This window comes from Bacillus sp. SG20033, assembly GCF_044570195.1.
In the GTDB taxonomy this organism is placed as follows: Bacteria; Bacillota; Bacilli; order Bacillales; family Bacillaceae; genus Bacillus; species Bacillus subtilis.
Window position 1 is genome coordinate 3,862,562 of the sequence record NZ_CP172606.1, and the last position, 15,047, is coordinate 3,877,608.

16 protein-coding genes are annotated in these 15,047 nt (G+C 44.3%); 3 read left to right on the forward strand and 13 right to left on the reverse strand.

Annotated elements, in window-relative coordinates; translation table 11 throughout:
• Window positions 1-82 precede the first annotated feature (82 nt).
• Window positions 83-469, forward strand: coding sequence for a VOC family protein (locus ACFVP7_RS20315; protein ID WP_015251008.1), 387 nt, complete (start codon window positions 83-85; stop codon window positions 467-469).
• Between the two features lie 121 nt (window positions 470-590).
• Entirely contained in the window at window positions 591-1,145 is a 555-nt protein-coding gene (gene racA, locus ACFVP7_RS20320; protein WP_021480817.1) for a chromosome-anchoring protein RacA, read from the forward strand.
• Between the two features lie 33 nt (window positions 1,146-1,178).
• Here the strand turns inward: racA and ACFVP7_RS20325 are convergent, their stop codons facing one another.
• From ACFVP7_RS20325 to spo0F, 11 genes are all read right to left on the reverse strand, one after another.
• Window positions 1,179-2,138: an AEC family transporter gene (locus ACFVP7_RS20325; RefSeq protein ID WP_003242497.1), complete on the reverse strand. Its 960-nt coding sequence runs from the start codon at window positions 2,136-2,138 to the stop codon at window positions 1,179-1,181.
• Window positions 2,139-2,219: 81 nt separating this feature from the next.
• Window positions 2,220-3,917 (reverse strand): oxaloacetate-decarboxylating malate dehydrogenase, encoded by a 1,698-nt coding sequence (gene malS, locus ACFVP7_RS20330; protein WP_227058186.1) that lies wholly within the window; start codon window positions 3,915-3,917, stop codon window positions 2,220-2,222.
• A 289-nt stretch (window positions 3,918-4,206) separates the two neighbouring features.
• Window positions 4,207-4,794, reverse strand: coding sequence for a thymidine kinase (locus ACFVP7_RS20335; RefSeq protein WP_123373655.1), 588 nt, complete (start codon window positions 4,792-4,794; stop codon window positions 4,207-4,209).
• An 88-nt stretch (window positions 4,795-4,882) separates the two neighbouring features.
• A complete protein-coding gene (gene rpmE, locus ACFVP7_RS20340; RefSeq protein WP_003151132.1) occupies window positions 4,883-5,083 on the reverse strand; it encodes a 50S ribosomal protein L31 in 201 nt (66 codons plus the stop codon).
• 118 nt (window positions 5,084-5,201) lie between these two features.
• Window positions 5,202-6,485, reverse strand: coding sequence for a transcription termination factor Rho (gene rho / locus ACFVP7_RS20345; RefSeq protein WP_003221939.1), 1,284 nt, complete (start codon window positions 6,483-6,485; stop codon window positions 5,202-5,204).
• A gap of 30 nt (window positions 6,486-6,515) precedes the next feature.
• On the reverse strand, window positions 6,516-6,677 hold the full coding sequence (locus tag ACFVP7_RS20350; protein WP_003227632.1) for a hypothetical protein: 162 nt from the start codon (window positions 6,675-6,677) through the stop codon (window positions 6,516-6,518).
• A gap of 214 nt (window positions 6,678-6,891) precedes the next feature.
• Window positions 6,892-7,857 (reverse strand): class II fructose-bisphosphatase, encoded by a 966-nt coding sequence (glpX, locus tag ACFVP7_RS20355; RefSeq protein WP_338731351.1) that lies wholly within the window; start codon window positions 7,855-7,857, stop codon window positions 6,892-6,894.
• 30 nt (window positions 7,858-7,887) lie between these two features.
• Complete coding sequence (locus ACFVP7_RS20360; RefSeq protein ID WP_003227628.1) at window positions 7,888-9,177, reverse strand: UDP-N-acetylglucosamine 1-carboxyvinyltransferase; 1,290 nt, start codon at window positions 9,175-9,177, stop codon at window positions 7,888-7,890.
• Window positions 9,178-9,555: 378 nt separating this feature from the next.
• A complete protein-coding gene (fsa, locus tag ACFVP7_RS20365; RefSeq protein WP_003227626.1) occupies window positions 9,556-10,194 on the reverse strand; it encodes a fructose-6-phosphate aldolase in 639 nt (212 codons plus the stop codon).
• A 119-nt stretch (window positions 10,195-10,313) separates the two neighbouring features.
• Entirely contained in the window at window positions 10,314-11,171 is an 858-nt protein-coding gene (locus ACFVP7_RS20370) for a class II fructose-bisphosphate aldolase (protein WP_003243339.1), read from the reverse strand.
• A 180-nt stretch (window positions 11,172-11,351) separates the two neighbouring features.
• A complete protein-coding gene (gene spo0F, locus ACFVP7_RS20375) occupies window positions 11,352-11,726 on the reverse strand; it encodes a sporulation initiation phosphotransferase Spo0F (protein WP_003227621.1) in 375 nt (124 codons plus the stop codon).
• 165 nt (window positions 11,727-11,891) lie between these two features.
• Here spo0F and ACFVP7_RS20380 point away from each other — a divergent pair, with 165 nt between their 5' ends.
• A complete protein-coding gene (locus tag ACFVP7_RS20380) occupies window positions 11,892-12,413 on the forward strand; it encodes a DUF2529 domain-containing protein (protein ID WP_014481199.1) in 522 nt (173 codons plus the stop codon).
• Window positions 12,414-12,494: 81 nt separating this feature from the next.
• Here the strand turns inward: ACFVP7_RS20380 and pyrG are convergent, their stop codons facing one another.
• Both pyrG and rpoE read right to left on the reverse strand, forming a co-directional pair.
• Window positions 12,495-14,102, reverse strand: a complete 1,608-nt coding sequence (gene pyrG, locus ACFVP7_RS20385; protein ID WP_003227612.1) for a glutamine hydrolyzing CTP synthase — start codon at window positions 14,100-14,102, stop codon at window positions 12,495-12,497.
• Window positions 14,103-14,343: 241 nt separating this feature from the next.
• Window positions 14,344-14,865 (reverse strand): DNA-directed RNA polymerase subunit delta, encoded by a 522-nt coding sequence (rpoE, locus tag ACFVP7_RS20390; RefSeq protein ID WP_014665742.1) that lies wholly within the window; start codon window positions 14,863-14,865, stop codon window positions 14,344-14,346.
• Window positions 14,866-15,047 lie beyond the last annotated feature (182 nt).

The window sequence follows — 15,047 nt, forward strand, 5'->3', positions numbered from 1 at the left end:
TATAGTGATTAACCCCAGTCAAAAGCATTTCAATCCCAGCTGGAAAAGCTCCCTCTGCTATACTGGAATTCGAGGAGGGATGATGTTGCTGAAATCCATACATCATATTGCAATCATATGTTCAGATTACGAAAAGTCGAAAGCTTTCTACGTACATAAGCTTGGTTTTCAGGTGATTCAAGAAACGTACCGCGAAGAGCGCGGCTCCTATAAGCTTGATTTGTCGCTTAACGGCTCATATGTCATTGAGCTGTTCTCGTTTCCCGATCCGCCCGAACGACAAACCCGGCCTGAAGCCGCAGGCCTGCGTCACCTCGCCTTTACAGTCGTCAGCTTGGATAAGGCGGTTCAGGAGCTTCATGAAAAAGGAATCGAAACAGAGCCAATCAGAACAGATCCGCTGACCGGCAAGCGTTTCACCTTCTTTTTTGATCCTGACCAGCTTCCATTAGAACTGTATGAACAATAACAGTTTTTGAAGAAAAAAAGGAGATACCCACTTTCTTTGCCGAATCTTTTCTTGTTTTGTCTAACGGGAAGGGAACCTCATTCTATGGTCGAATACCTAGCTTAAAAGGAGGTATGGGATCATGAATACAAATATGGTAGCAAGTGAACTCGGCGTCTCCGCAAAAACGGTGCAGCGGTGGGTGAAGCAGCTGAATCTTCCGGCCGAACGCAATGAACTCGGACACTATTCGTTCACAGCAGAAGACGTGAAGGTTCTAAAATCCGTTCAAAAACAAATCTCTGAAGGCACGGCGATTCAGGATATTCATCTGCCAAAAAGTGCTAAAAAGCGCACAGGCTTCCTTGTCCAAAAAACAAATAGCGACACAGAACGAAGAATCGAGCAGCTTGAACAAAAGCTGGACACCCTTTTACAGCAAAGGCAGGACGAAAGCGAATTGATGGCAAGGATGTCGGAGCTGGAACGCCAGCTGAAACAAAAAGCCGATGAAGGTGTATCTTACCAGCTGCTTCAGCACCGCAGAGAAATCGATGATATTCTTGCAGATCTGCAATCACTGACCTCACAAATGAAAGAATTCACCGCTCAGCCGATCCCCGAGACCGCTGCTGCTTCTGAAAAAACCAAAACGAGAAAAAAACCGCTGCTGTCACTGTTCAAATTTCAAACCTAAAGCAAAAAGCTCCCGTAAAGGGAGCTTTTTTTGTTACGCAGTAAGCGCGATAATGATTGGAAGTGAAATCAATGACAGAATCGCACTGACCACAAACGCAGTTGCAGTTTCTTCTTCTTGTTTCTCGAAACGAGTCGCAATCATGGCTGCAACGGCAGAACCAGGGAATGCAACAAGAAGGATTGCTTTTGTTGTTTGGTCAGCTGGAAGTCCGATAGCAAGAGCAATCAGGAACATTAACGCAGGCTGAACCGCAACTTTTAGTAACGCAATACCGATAGCCGGCATACTGAGTTTAATTTTACGAATACCAACGGTAACACCGACAGCAAAGAGAGCAACACCAGATGTTGTGCTTCCAAGCTGATCAAGCATTTTAACACCCAGCTCAGGAAGAGTGAAATTGAAAACCAGCACTAAGATCATACTGATTAACGGAGCAGCTGCAAGCGGCTCACAAAGACCATGCAGGATTGATTTTCCTGTCATCTTCCAGAAGCTGTCGCCACTCTCTTCGTTTTTCTTAGAAGACTCACCAACAGTAGCGATAATGATCGCGAGCGGATCAAGAATCGCGTTAACCACGATACCTGTGACCGCGATCGGAATCGCAACTTCATTCGCTCCGAATAAGCTTCCCAATACCGGGATACCCATAAATGCGAATGTCGGCTGTGCAGAGTTCAAAGAAAATACAGATGAGTTCGTTAAATCATACTTGAAAATAAATCTGCAAACCAAAAGAATGATGATATAGAAACCAACAATCCCAATAATTAAAGAAATCATTAAAGGTACTTGTGATAAAAATTCACTTCTGGAAGTTGTCAAAATACCAGCGATAAAGTGAGCTGGAAGTGCGTATTTCGTTACTAACGTACTTACCCCTTTTGCCGACTTGGCATCATAACTTCCAAAATGTCCTGCAAACCAACCCAGCACGATAACAAAGAAGATCGGCGCCAGGAGGATTAAGATATCTAAGATGCTCAAAATATTCTCCTCCAAATCCTATGTCCGTATACTTTAGCTTTACAAAAAGCTTTCCCTCGGACAGAAAAATTTACTCGCTAATTATTTCGCGATGACTTTTTTGTATTCAGGTGTCCACATTGCATCAAGTACCGCTTGTTTCACATCTTCAGGCTGACGATTTGCCACGCCGTCTTTAATTGCTGCTTCAGCAACGGCAATCGCAACTTGGATAGAAACCTCTTGAAGCTTATCAATGCTTGGAAGCAATCCTGCTCCAGGTGTTTCAAGATCAACCATTTCAGCAATCGCATCAGCAGTTGCAGCAAACATAGCAGGTGTAATGATACGCGCTTCAGCTACAATTGAACCAAGTCCAAGACCAGGGAACGCGAATGCGTTGTTAGATTGTCCGATTTCATAAGAAACACCGTTGTATTCTACATTGTCAAATGGGCTTCCTGTTGCAATAAGCACTTTTCCGTCAGTCCATTTGAACAGATCTTCAGGAACAGCTTCAGCAAGGTGAGTCGGGTTAGACATCGGCATGATAACCGGACGGTCTACGTGAGATGCCATTTCTTTTACAATTTCCTCTGTGAATGCACCTGAAACCCCTGAAGTACCAATCAAGATCGTTGGCTTCGCTTGACGAACCACTTCATCGAATGGAATTTGACCTTTTTCATCGCGCTTCCAGTCTTTCACTTCATCCGCATTGCGAAGGTAAGGTTTTTGGAAATCAAGGATGCCTTCGATTTCTTCAGTCAGCAAGCCTCTGTAATCAAGTGTGTAGAAACGTTTGTTAGCTTCTTCTTCAGATAATCCGGCTAGCACCATTGTGTCACGGATTTGGTCAGCAATACCGATACCAGCAGAACCAGCACCGAAGATAACAACACGCTGATCTTTAATAGAAGCGCCGGTTTTCTTCATAGCGGCAAGCACACCTGCAAGTGTAATCGCGCCAGTACCTTGAATATCATCATTAAATGTCAGGATTTCATGATTGTATTTTTTCATGATGTTGCGTGCATTTTTGTTGCCAAGGTCTTCCCAGTGAAGAAGCGCTTTAGGGAAGAATTTCAATGCAGCTTTTACATAAGCGTCAATGAAAGCTTCGTAGCGTTCACCTTGAACACGTTCATGCTTGTTACCAATATATAAAGGATCGTTTAGAAGTTTTTCGTTGTTCGTACCGACATCAAGCACAACCGGGATAACACGGCTAGGGTCAATACCAGCTGCAGCAGTGTAAACAGCCAATTTACCGATTGCGATATTAATACCGCCTACACCCCAGTCACCGATACCGAGAATGCTTTCGGAGTCAGTAGCAACGATAAGATCAATATCGCCTGCTGTCGCATGAAGGTTTTCAAACGCTTTTTCAATACCGTCAATGTTATCGATTGACAAGTAGATTCCTTGAGGTCTTCTATATTCATGGCTGTATTCCTGAATCGCTTCACCAACTGTTGGCGTGTACACAACAGGAAGCATTTCGCGAAGATGGTTTTTCAGCAATTTATAGAAAAGAACTTCGTTACGGTTTGCAAGATCACTTAAGTAAACATTTTGACGAAGGCGGTCAGGCTGCGCTTGGAATTGCTCGTACGCGCGTTGTGCTTGTTGATCAAGAGAAAGTACAGTTGGCGGCAGAAGCCCTTCTAAGCCGAGTTCTTGTCTTTCTTCTAGTGAAAAAGCAACGCCTTTATTTAAAGTAGGAATAGATAAAACTTCTTTTCCTCTAAGAGTTGTTTCTAAGTGGCCTTCTTTCGTTTTTTTTATGTTATTCAAGCAAATCTCCTTCTTTCTTGAAATAGTTAACCAAGTTAAGTAATAACCCATCTAAAATATGACCGATCATGATCTTTATGCGACTTTGTGACAATTATTCGAACAATGTCTCAAAACTATTTACATTACGTAAGCTATTGTATGCCTGTCAAAATCAAAATTCAAGGGAAGAAAATTACTTAATTTTTTAATATACTTATTTAAATTTTTTAATTGAATATTATCAGAATATAAAAAAAACACCGGTGTTTTTAGCCGGTGCATTCTATCTTTATACCCATGTTTTGGACTATTTTTTAGATTTTCCTGGGACTTCGTGATGATGTCTGCATCTTGCTTCATATGATTCAGATGCACCAACCAAAATGACCGGATCATCGTAAGAAGCAGGTTTGCCGTCAATGAGGCGCTGTGTTCTGCTCGCCGGTGATCCGCAAACAGAACAGACGGCTTGCAGCTTTGTCACACTTTCCGCAATCGCCATGATATTCGGGACGACACCGAACGGCTCTCCCCTAAAATCCATATCAAGGCCTGCTGCTATCACACGGTAGCCTTTATCGGCAAGAGATGATAAAACCTCAACAATTTCCTGATCAAAAAACTGCACTTCATCAACCGCAATCACATCTGTACTTTCACTGATGTGATCCCAAATGTCCTCAGCAGACGAAATGGCATAGCTCGTCATCGATGTTCCATTATGGGAGACAACAGCAGCTTCGCTGTATCGGTTATCAATTACAGGCTTAAATACCCTGACTTCCTGCTTGGCATAAGTTGCTCTCTTCACTCTTCTGATCAGCTCTTCAGATTTCCCTGAGAACATGCTGCCGCAAATCAGCTCAAGCCACCCGCTTTGTTTCATTATGTACATAGGCTTCGCTCCCCTCTCTCTGCCAGCTGTGTTTTAGACAATATAAAAAACAGGCAAGACTGCTGCTTGCCTGTTGAGAAATCTATTATTACTTAAGACCGTATTTTTTGTTAAAGCGATCAACACGACCATCAGCAGAAGCGAATTTTTGACGGCCAGTGTAGAATGGGTGGCATTCAGAGCAAATCTCAACGCGTACCTCTTCTTTTACTGAGCCTGTTTCAAATTCATTTCCGCAAGCGCATTTAACTGTTGCTTTTTTGAAATTAGGATGAATTCCTGCTTTCATTGTATCCATCTCCTTCCGCCCTGAATCCCGTGTGGAAACAGAGTTATTATTTCGGAGCATTGTCCGAAACGCATATGAGAAAATTATATCAGTGATTTACTTCTTTTGCAAATACAATTTACCTTCTTGCAGATGATAGATTTGCCTGTTTCCATTCTTGATTGAGAATATCGAAAAATTCCTGGTTTGTTTTGGTTTTTTTCATTTTTCTCATGAACTTTTCTGCGAAATCAGGTGAATCAGACATCGTTTTGCGGATAGACCATAAACGATCAAGATGCTCTTTAGGCACAAGCAGCTCTTCTTTGCGCGTTCCTGAACGGCGAATATCGATGGCAGGGAAGATGCGGCGCTCGGCAAGAGAGCGGTCAAGATGGAGCTCCATGTTGCCTGTTCCCTTGAATTCTTCATAAATGACATCATCCATACGTGAACCTGTATCGACCAGAGCCGTAGCAAGGATGGTTAAGCTGCCGCCCTCTTCGATATTTCTCGCAGCCCCGAAGAAGCGTTTCGGACGGTGGAACGCCGCTGGGTCAATCCCCCCGGAAAGCGTTCTTCCGCTTGGCGGAATCACTAAGTTGTAGGCGCGGGCAAGCCGTGTGATGCTGTCCATCAGAATAATGACGTCTTTTTTGTGTTCCACGAGACGCATTGCACGTTCAAGCACAAGCTCGGCCACTTTGATATGGTTTTCCGGCACTTCATCAAACGTTGAGCTGACGACATCCCCAGCTACAGAGCGCTCGATATCGGTTACTTCCTCAGGTCTTTCGTCAATTAAAAGCACGATCAGCTCTGCTTCAGGCTGGTTCGCTGTAATGCTGTTGGCAATTTCCTTCAGCAACATCGTTTTTCCGGCTTTTGGCGGCGCAACAATCAATCCGCGCTGCCCAAATCCAACCGGCGCCATCATGTCCATAATTCTTGTAGACAAGAAGTTCGGCTTTGTTTCAAGCACCATTTGACGATCCGGATAAAGTGGCGTAAGAGCCGGGAAATGCACACGCTCTTTTGCAGATTCGGGATCATCCCCATTTACTGCTTCAACGTGCAAAAGTCCATAGTAACGCTCATTTTCTTTTGGCGGGCGAACCTTGCCAGATACTTTGTCTCCGTTCCGCAAATCGAAACGGCGGATTTGTGAAGCTGAGATGTAAATGTCTTCTGAGCTTGGAGAGTAGTTGATCGGTCTCAGGAATCCGAAACCTTCAGACTGGATGATCTCGAGAACGCCTTCCATAAACAGCAGATCTTCCTGTTCTGCATTCGCTTTCAGAATGGCGAAAATGAGTTCTTTTTTTGTCAGTTTGCTGTAATAGGAGATTTTATAATGTCTTGCAAGTTCATAAAGCTCTTTCAATTTCATATTTTCCAAAGAGGAAATAGATACGTCTTTCATAAAAACACCACGCTTTTCATAGTCAATATCTTACTCTGAACATGTCATCTGCTGCTTTTGCACAACATCCGCCAAAGCACATTCTTTTTTTAACATAAAGGAACTTCTATCGGTAACACTTCCACCCATGATCGGCGCTTTTGTTAAAAGGATTGTCTTAATGAGTTTTGAAGGAAGCGAGGACAAAAACATGAGAAGATCAATACTTATATCGTCTGTATGCGGTAGAAATTGAAACTTTCCTAGTGCTTAAAAGAAGGTATTACGCAGTAAAATTCGCAGCACTCTTTATTTTTACCTTATTTCAAAAAATTATTCAACTGAAATAAGGTTTTGACACGGAATTGATAGAGTTGACGCTTTTCTGCAAAAGTTAAAGCGGGCTCACACCCGCTTTTTCTGTTTGTTATGGACGGATTACAAGATTTGGTTTCTTTTTCAAGCTGTGTCTGCCGTCAACGAAACGAACAGTGCCGGATTTTGCACGGATAACTAAGCTTTCAGTTGTACCGACAGAGCCTTTGAATTGAACTCCTTTTAACAGCTCGCCGTCAGTAACCCCTGTAGCTGCAAAAATCGCGTCATCACCCTTCATAAGGTCTTCCATGCGAAGGACTTTGCTTAAATCAAGGCCCATTTTGTGACAGCGAGTGATTTCTTCTTCGCTTTGCGGAAGAAGTTTACCAATGATTTCTCCGCCGAGTGCTTTTAACGCAACAGCGGAAAGCACACCCTCAGGAGCGCCGCCTGATCCGAACAGGATATCAACGCCCGTGTGGTCGAAAGCCGTGTTGATGGCGCCTGCGACATCGCCGTCATTGATCAATTTGATTCTGGCGCCGGCCTCACGAAGCTCGGAAATGATTTTTTCGTGTCTTTCACGGTTTAAAATTGTGGCAACGACGTCCTCAACGTCCTTGTTTTTCGCTTTTGCCACCGCTTTAAGGTTGTCAATGACAGGTGCTTCGATGTCAATGCAGCCCACCGCTTCCGGACCGACTGCGATTTTTTGCATATACATGTCAGGAGCATTCAGAAGCGTGCCATGGTCTGCGACCGCGATCACCGTCAGCGCATTCCAGCCGCCGCTTGCTAAGATGTTTGTGCCTTCAAGAGGGTCAACTGCGACATCCACGCGCGGGCCGTACCCGTTTCCGAGTTTTTCCCCGATATACAGCATTGGCGCTTCGTCCATTTCCCCTTCACCGATTACAACAGTCCCTTTCATCGGCACTGTATCAAAAACGTCTCTCATTGCACTTGTTGCCGCTTCATCAGCCTCATCTTTTTTTCCCCGGCCCATCCATCTTGCTGATGCCAATGCCGCAGCTTCGGTCACACGTACCAATTCCATTGATAAACTTCTTTCCATTTCAACACGATCTCCTCTCACAAGAAACCATTATGAATTTTGAAGCTGTTCTATTTCTTCGTCAGTCATTCTTTCACGCCAAATTGTCGCTCCAAGCCCCTCAAGCTTCTTCTCAAGGCTGCTGTATCCGCGGTCAATATGCTCCAGTCCCGTAATTTCCGTGACGCCATCAGCCATCAGTCCGGCTACCACCAAGCAGGCTCCGGCACGCAGATCACTCGCCTTCACTTTTGCGCCTTGAAGCTCGACAGGACCTGTGATGATGGCAGATCTGCCTTCTACTTTCATATTGGCACCCATTCGTCTCAGCTCATCAATGTGCTTGAATCTTGCCGAGTAGATGGTGTCTGTGACGACACTCGTCCCTTTCGCCCTTGTCAGTAGCGCCGTCATCGGCTGCTGTAAATCAGTCGGAAACCCCGGGTATACGAGGGTTTTAACGTCAACCGGCTTTAAGTTCTTCTGCCCGCCGACAATGAGGAGCTGGTCGTCGCTTGTTTCGATATGATAGCCCATTTCTCTCAGCTTTGCCGTTAACGACTCTAGATGAGTGGGAATGACGTTATCGATAATGACTTCCTTGCCCATTGCAGCCCCTGCAATCATAAATGTCCCGGCCTCAATTCTGTCCGGAATGATCGTATGCTTGCAGCCGTGCAGTTCCTTCACGCCGTCGATTCGAATCACATTGGTGCCCGCACCTTTGATTTTGGCGCCCATGCTGGTAAGCAATGTCGCGACGTCAATGATCTCAGGCTCCTTGGCAGCGTTTTCGATGATCGTTTTCCCTTCTGCCAAAACAGCGGCGAGCATAATGTTAATCGTTGCCCCAACGCTTACGACATCTAAATAAATCCGTGCGCCTCTCAGCCTTTCAGCTCGCAAATAAATGGCGCCTTGTTCATTGGTTACTTCAGCTCCGAGTGCTTCAAAGCCTTTGATATGCTGATCAATCGGACGGGGCCCTAAGTGACAGCCGCCAGGCAATCCAATGACCGCCTGCTTGAAGCGGCCGAGCATCGCCCCCATTAAATAATATGACGCGCGAAGCTTTTTTACTTTCCCGTTAGGAAGCGGCATGCTGATCATCGACGTAGGGTCAACAACCATTTCCCCATTCTCAAAATGCACGTTGCCGCCGATTTCCTTTAACAGGTCACGCAGCGTTTCAATATCTGAAATCTCTGGAAGCCCTTCAATTGTCACCTCGGAATTTGCCAAAATGGTTGCAGGTATTAACGCAACAGCGCTGTTTTTAGCGCCGCTGATATGTACTGTACCGTTTAACGAGTCACCGCCGGCAATATTCAACTTTTCCATGATAGTCTCCTTCCATAAGAAGATAGCTGCGGAGCTAAATAAAATGTCATTTTATTCTGTCTCTGCAAATAAAGCTCATGTCCAAAATCTAGCCAATTCGAAGAGAAAGAATACAACACATTGTAAAATATCAGGAAGAAAATAGCGAAGCTTTGGGGGGTACAGGTTTCAAAAGATGCACAGAGACCCGCCGGCTCGAGAGACATCGTCGTCATCCGGCAAAAGCAGTACGCATACCCTTCATTCCGATATCAGCTTCTGCAGCCCAATGATTCCTTCTCTGTAAAGCGGCGTCAGCATCTGAAGATCCGCTGTATCAGGTCGGTGAAATACAAAGGCCGCGGCAAACAGGCATAAAGCTGTTTGCCGCCCCTTTCATTATTTGTTCCAGTCTGCCAGGAATTGTTCGATTCCTTTGTCTGTTAACGGGTGTTTAGTGAGCGCATGAATGACTTTCAGCGGCATTGTGCCGATATGAGCCCCTCTAAGAGCAGCTTCTGTCACGTGCTGCGGGTGGCGGATTGACGCTGCAATGATTTGCGTGTCAAGGCCGTGAATGTCAAAAATCTGTTTAACTTCTGAAATCAGGTCAAGCCCGTTGTGGCCGATGTCATCTAAACGTCCCAGGAATGGAGATACATATGTTGCCCCCGCTCTGGCAGCAAGAAGCGCCTGGTTTGCATTGAAGATCAATGTGACGTTTGTTTTGATGCCTAAGTCAGTAAGTGCTCTTACCGCTTTTAAACCGTCAGACGTCATCGGGATTTTCACCGTAATGTTCGGTGCGATCTTCGCCAGTTCTTTTCCTTCCTCGATCATTTCCTCAGCTTTCAAAGAAATAACCTCTGCACTTACAGAGCCTTTCACGACGTCTGTGATCTCGCGAAGACGGTCGTGGAATGATACATTAGCTTCCTTTGCTACTAAACTAGGATTCGTCGTTACACCGGCGAGAATTCCTAATTCATTCGCTTCTCTAATTTCATCGATATTGGCTGTATCAACAAAGAATAACATTTTCAAAAAGCCTCCCTGATTAAGAAATTTTCTGAACTGCGAATATGATTGCGCTTTCTAAAGATAGACGGAAAACCGCCTGTCAAGCTGTCAGGCGGCTATAAAAAGTTCCAATTGAATTAAGCTTGGTTTGAAGAACCAAATTCACGCATTTTACCGATAACTGTTTCTTTGATCGCTTCACGAGCTGGTCCAAGGTATTTACGTGGATCGTACTCGTCAGGCTTAGCTGCCAATGTTTCGCGAACAGCTTTTGCAGAAGAAATTTGGTTTTCAGTATTCACGTTGATTTTAGCTGTACCAAGTGAAATTGATTTTTTGATGTCAGCAGTCGGAATTCCAGTACCGCCGTGAAGAACTAGCGGAAGACCAGTTGATTTTCCGATCTCTTCCATTTCTTTGAAGCCAAGGTTTGGCTCACCTTTGTAAGGGCCGTGAACAGAACCTAATGCTGGTGCAAGGCAGTCGATGCCAGTGCGCTCAACAAGCTCTTGGCACTCTTTAGGATCAGCGTAGATTACGCCTTCAGCGATAACGTCATCTTCTTGTCCGCCTACTGTTCCAAGCTCAGCTTCTACAGATACTCCGTGGAAATGAGCAAGCTCAACAACTTTAGCAGTTGTTGCTACGTTTTCTTCAAATGGATGGTGAGAAGCGTCGATCATTACAGATGTGAAACCTGCATGAATCGCTTTCGCACAAGATTCAAAGCTTGAACCGTGGTCTAAGTGAATCGCAACAGGAACTGTCACTTTGTACTCTTCCATAAGTGCTTTTACCATAGCAACGACTGTTTTGAAGCCGCCCATGTAGCGTCCCGCACCTTCGGAAACACCAAGGATCACTGGAGATTTTTCTTCTTCAGCTGCTTGTAAAATCGCTTGAGTAAACTCAAGGTTGTTTAAGTTAAATTGTCCTACAGCGTACCCTTTTTCTTTAGCTGTATTCAACATTTCCGTCATAGAAACTAAAGGCATGTCGAATGTCCTCCTTATGTAGCCTGATTGTCTTCTAGCGAAAAAAGCTTTCCACCCTAGCATGACCCATATATTGCTGTCATATGTAAATACTCAGATCGCTTTTTCTCCATAACTAGGATACCAACTTTTCGACAAATCGGCAACATAATGACATGATTCATTTGTTTCTTCTTTTTGTCAGTTAGACTTCAGGGGCAGATATTTTTTGACGGCGTCTCTGATTTCGTCGATGTCAAACGGCTTGGCAAAGTGCGTCAGGGCGCCCAATTCCTTCGATTCTTGGATCATGTCGAGCTCTCCGTATGCCGTCATGATAATGACCCGGATGTTTTCGTCAATGACCTTCATCCGTTTTAAGATTTCGATTCCGTCCATGCCGGGAATTTTCATGTCCAAAAGCACAAGGTCGGGCCGTTCTTTTGTCACAATGTCAAGCGCCTGCAGGCCGTTCGCAGCCTGAAACGTCTGGTAGCCTTCTTTATTGAACACTTCATTTAGCAAAATACGAATGCCGTATTGATCATCAACGATTAAAATTTTTTCATTCATCATTTTACACCCCAATATTATGATTTTCGTCAAAAGTAAGCAGTATTGTATGTATTCTGTTTGATTTTCCTATTTCCTTTAATTATAATAGTCTACTTTACGACATTTTCTGAGCATTTTCTCTTTTGTTGTATACTGATATTGTACGTTATAAAGGAGGATTCACTTATGTTGAAAATATTCACGACGCAGTTAACAGGTATTTTTTCCCGCATTCAGGATAAGGAATCTGACGCGATTGAAGATGGGGCGCGGCTGCTTGCTCAAGCGGTGATCAGCGGGCATTCCATTTATTTATACGGAGCGAATGAGCTTCAGGGCGTCTTTTTTGAGGCCACCGAAAGCAAAGAACCCTTCCCATCTGTCAAAGCCTTTCCAGAAAGCGCTGAGGAAGTGACAGAAAGCGACAGGGTGCTGATGTTTTGCTCAGGGACGGGCACAGCCGAAGAACAGGCCCTCGCAAAAGAGCTTTATGAAAAAGGTGCGGGAGTCGTATGCGTATCGCCCGCAGCCAAAGACAGTGCTGGAATAGAACAGTATTGTGATGTGCATATTGATTCTAAATTAAAAATGCCGCTTGTTCCCGATGAAGACGGCACCCGTTACGGGTTTCCCTCTTTAATGACAGCACTGTATGTCTATCACGCTTTATCGTTTACACTAAAAGAAATTCTGCAAGAGTATGCATAATATCTTATTGTACATGCTGGAACTTGCCGGAAACAAATAAAAAAGACTTGCCCGCTTTTGAAAAACGGCAAGTCTTTTTTATTACTTCTGATTTGCAGCTTCGACAGACGCTCCGATAAAGCCTTTGAATAGAGGCTGAGGTCTTGTCGGTCTTGACTTGAACTCTGGATGGAACTGAGAAGCCACGAACCAAGGGTGGTCTTTCAGCTCGATGATTTCAACAAGGCGTCCATCAGGGCTTGTGCCTGAGAATACGAAGCCTTGCTCTTCCATTTGCTGTCTGAATTCATTGTTAAACTCATAGCGGTGGCGGTGGCGCTCGTACACCACTTCGTCCTGATACACTTCAAAGGCTTTCGTGCCTTCTTCAAGCTTACAAGGGTAAAGGCCGAGACGAAGCGTTCCTCCGAGATCCTCCACATCCTTTTGTTCAGGAAGAAGATCAATGATCGGGTATTGAGTTGACGGATCAATTTCCGCTGAGTGAGCGCCTTTTAAGCCCAATACGTTTCGTGCGTATTCAATAGATGCCACCTGCATGCCCAAGCAAATGCCCAAGAACGGAATGTTGTTTTCGCGCGCGTATTTTGTCGCGACGATTTTGCCTTCAACACCGCGGTCTCCGAATCCGCCCGGCACAATGATGCCGTCTGTTCCGCTTGTGAGTTCTGCGATATTGTTTTCTGTCACTTCTTCCGCGTTGATCCACTTCACTTTTACATCTGTGTCAAACGCATAGCCCGCATGGCGGAGAGACTCGACAACAGAAATGTATGCGTCAGGAAGCTCAACGTATTTGCCGACAAGGCCGATTGTAATCGTTTGAGACAGGTTGCTGACTTTGTTAACAAGCTCTTTCCACTCGGACATTTCCGCTTCTTTGCATGCCAATTTCATGTGCTCGCAAACAAGCTTATCAAGCCCTTGTTTTTGAAGCTCCAGCGGAATGGAGTAAAGGTTGTCCGCATCTTCACATTCAATAACCGCTTTTGTATCGATGTCGCAGAAAAGCGCGATTTTATCTTTCATATCTTGAGAAATCGGCATTTCTGTACGAACGACGATGATGTTTGGCTGAATGCCCAAGCTGCGCAATTCTTTTACGCTGTGCTGTGTCGGTTTTGTTTTTAATTCGCCAGCAGCTTTAATGTAAGGCACGAGCGTACAGTGGATGTACATTACGTTTTCACGGCCGATGTCGCTCTTCATTTGGCGGATCGCTTCAAGGAATGGCAGTGATTCGATGTCTCCGACAGTACCGCCGATTTCTGTAATGACAACATCTGCGTTTGTCTCTTTCCCTGCGCGGTAAACACGGTCTTTCAATTCGTTTGTGATGTGCGGAATGACCTGTACGGTTCCCCCAAGGTAATCTCCGCGTCGTTCTTTTTTAAGAACTGTTGAATAGATTTTACCTGTTGTCACGTTGCTGAATTTATTCAGGTTAATGTCGATAAAACGCTCATAGTGACCAAGGTCCAAGTCTGTTTCAGCGCCGTCATCCGTTACGAATACTTCACCGTGCTGGTACGGGCTCATTGTTCCCGGGTCAACGTTGATGTATGGATCGAATTTTTGAATCGTCACGTTCAGTCCGCGGTTTTTCAGCAAACGCCCTAATGAAGCTGCTACAATACCCTTTCCAAGTGAGGATACAACTCCCCCGGTTACAAAAATATATTTCGTCATTTCGTTTGCTCCTCTCTTCGCTCTTAGCTACATTTTTAAAATGTACTATTTTATAAAAAATCATTTAGCCTTTTAAATGATTTATAAGAAAAATGAGGGGTGAAAATAAGAAAGCTCCCTTTCAATTTCTTGAAAGGGAGCATAACGTACTATGTTCTCTCTTCGTTTTTGAAGAGCCCAAAATACATACTACATAGTTCGACTATGAAAGTCAAGATCGTTTTGAAGATGAAATCTGATACTATTTAATTTCCTCTTCTTCATCATCATAGTCTTCATCATCTTCATCAACAATATCTTCTTCGATCTCAAGATCGTCGTCGTCTTCGTCAAGATCTTCATCGTCAAAATCGTCGGCTTCAAGATCGAGTTCTTCCTCAACTTCATCCAAATCAAGGTCGTCTTCGTCGATCTCTTCAAACTCGTCAAGATCAAGATCTTCTTCGACTGCTTTCTTCGCTTTTTTCTTTTTCGCCTTGACTGTCGGCTGAGTTTCTTCATCAAGCTGATCATACGGATACCAGCTGCGAAGCCCCCACGTCTGGTCAGAAAGCGCCAGGAAGCGGCCGTCAATGTTTAAATCTGTATAAAATTGAGCGATGCGGTCTCCAAGCTCTTCTTTTTTCACGCCGAGCAAAGATGCGATTTCATTTAAAAGCTCCTGAAAAGGAACTGGTTTTTTATGTTCTTCAAATAATTCGTGAGCGATTTCAACTAAAGCCATTTCCTTTAGCTCTTCCTGTGAATATTGTTTGATACCCAAGGTCGGACACTCCCTTTCTATTACTTATATGTATCTGTTTTATCAATAATGAAAGCGATTTTGTATCGTTCTTATACAAACCATACCTCTCATTATAAACAAAATAAAACAGAATATGCTACCCTTAACAGCGTTAATTTAAATAATTTTACAAGAGTGATCCGACTGAGAGATGTTTTCCG

Excerpts from the sequence above, each read along its gene's own strand:
- ACFVP7_RS20315 (WP_015251008.1), top strand. The coding sequence starts at position 83 with ATGTTGCTGAAATCCATACATCATATTGCAATCATATGTTCAGATTAC.
- ACFVP7_RS20370 (WP_003243339.1), bottom strand. The coding sequence starts at position 11,171 with ATGCCTTTAGTTTCTATGACGGAAATGTTGAATACAGCTAAAGAAAAA.
- spo0F (WP_003227621.1), bottom strand. The coding sequence starts at position 11,726 with ATGATGAATGAAAAAATTTTAATCGTTGATGATCAATACGGCATTCGT.
- glpX (WP_338731351.1), bottom strand. The coding sequence starts at position 7,857 with ATGGAAAGAAGTTTATCAATGGAATTGGTACGTGTGACCGAAGCTGCG.
- racA (WP_021480817.1), top strand. The coding sequence starts at position 591 with ATGAATACAAATATGGTAGCAAGTGAACTCGGCGTCTCCGCAAAAACG.
- ACFVP7_RS20380 (WP_014481199.1), top strand. The coding sequence starts at position 11,892 with ATGTTGAAAATATTCACGACGCAGTTAACAGGTATTTTTTCCCGCATT.
- ACFVP7_RS20335 (WP_123373655.1), bottom strand. The coding sequence starts at position 4,794 with ATGTACATAATGAAACAAAGCGGGTGGCTTGAGCTGATTTGCGGCAGC.
- pyrG (WP_003227612.1), bottom strand. The coding sequence starts at position 14,102 with ATGACGAAATATATTTTTGTAACCGGGGGAGTTGTATCCTCACTTGGA.
- fsa (WP_003227626.1), bottom strand. The coding sequence starts at position 10,194 with ATGTTATTCTTTGTTGATACAGCCAATATCGATGAAATTAGAGAAGCG.
- ACFVP7_RS20360 (WP_003227628.1), bottom strand. The coding sequence starts at position 9,177 with ATGGAAAAGTTGAATATTGCCGGCGGTGACTCGTTAAACGGTACAGTA.
- rpmE (WP_003151132.1), bottom strand. The coding sequence starts at position 5,083 with ATGAAAGCAGGAATTCATCCTAATTTCAAAAAAGCAACAGTTAAATGC.
- ACFVP7_RS20350 (WP_003227632.1), bottom strand. The coding sequence starts at position 6,677 with ATGTTTTTGTCCTCGCTTCCTTCAAAACTCATTAAGACAATCCTTTTA.
- rho (WP_003221939.1), bottom strand. The coding sequence starts at position 6,485 with ATGAAAGACGTATCTATTTCCTCTTTGGAAAATATGAAATTGAAAGAG.